The sequence below is a fragment of the Rheinheimera riviphila genome (genome assembly GCF_004005945.1).
Lineage (GTDB): Bacteria > Pseudomonadota > Gammaproteobacteria > Enterobacterales > Alteromonadaceae > Pararheinheimera > Pararheinheimera riviphila.
Genome location: NZ_SACS01000045.1, coordinates 1 through 1,368, shown reverse-complemented (window position 1 = coordinate 1,368; position 1,368 = coordinate 1). Strand labels below are relative to the sequence as shown.

General features: G+C 47.7%; 1 protein-coding gene. It reads right to left on the bottom strand.

Translation table 11 applies throughout. The annotated features are described in order from the left end of the window. Positions 1–40 precede the first annotated feature (40 nt). Positions 41–1,246 (bottom strand): IS4 family transposase, encoded by a 1,206-nt coding sequence (locus EOE67_RS20275; RefSeq protein ID WP_127701421.1) that lies wholly within the window; start codon positions 1,244–1,246, stop codon positions 41–43. Positions 1,247–1,368: the final 122 nt, after the last annotated feature.

The window sequence follows — 1,368 nt, the reverse complement described above, 5'->3', positions numbered from 1 at the left end:
CGGGGTCAGAGTCTGAGGGATCCCCACGAATTTATCCACCTTAAGCCGCCCATCGGACAGCATATTCTGCCATATGCTGTCTGAATCGGTCGGCGATGTCGTAGTTATCTGGTAGATAGAATTTTTCATCCACGTTCAGTAAAACTCTCATCCCTAAAAACACTAAACTGAGCACCGGCTTTTCGGTTTCTGTGTTAGCTTGATAGCGCTTGGCAAGACCGGAGTCTCTCGCTGCCAGACCTATGATATGTAAATGAATACACGACAAAGTACCAATCAACACCAGCACTTTAAGCCTCTGAATAGCATGCGTATTATGCATGTTTAGCCCCAGGCCGAACCGCTCGGATTTCAGGTCACGGAAGCTCTCTTCAATCTGCATTCTGGCACGGTATCGTTTGACTATCCCGCTCACCTGCACAGGTGTTTCTATTGGCAATGAAGTCGCCAATAACCAAGGTTCTTTGGCGCTGTTGGCTGCATTGACACTGACTTTACAGCGTCGCGGCTGGCCGTCACGATTCGCCGCATGTCGGCCTTTGACTCGGTTTTTATATAACACCAAAGATGTCGCCAACGGATTACGGCGCGCCAGCGTGACATTCTGCAATACCGTTGGTTTTCCAGTCGCTTTTGCATGTAAATCTCTGCAATATAACCAGTCACTTTCAGCCGTGCGATACATCGTCTGATGGCGCACTCTTCCGACATAATCCCATTCCATTTCAAGCACTTGCCTAAACCATGGGCCACGAAAACCTGCATCAGTGACCACCACCGGCTTACACGCAGGCGGTAACATCGCTTTTAACTTTTCCAGGAACTGGCGATGCGTCGCAGGTTTTTCTTTGGTCTTAAGCGTATGAATTTCTTCATAAAGCGTTACCGAACGCCCCTGACACACCATGCCTGCGCGCAACAAAAAGTGTTTTTTCGAAGGGTCTAAATCTGACCAGTCAACTAACAAAACCGGCTGGGCAACTCCTCGGGTCAATATTTGGGTGATGGCTTGATAAATGTCAGGGATTTCACGCTGCAAATTCTGGTTGGAAAGCAATCGGTCGGCACATTTAATCCGGTGTTTTTCAAAGGCTTTACCGTCAATACTTCGACCGAGTGAAGTGACTGACAGGTGATTTTTCGTCGAAGCACTGCGGACGCATTTTTCTAACGCAGTCCGGCGGCAAGCATGCATCAACGGTGTGACAGAGTGGAGGAAATTGGTTAGGATTGGCCGAACATTCATGGTGTCTCCTTGACTGGTTGGTTTGGCGATTGATCTGATCACCGAACACCATGAATGTTCCTTCCTATCTAAATTTTAATTATCTCTTTGTTTCAAATAGTAATTCCGTGGGGATACCTCAG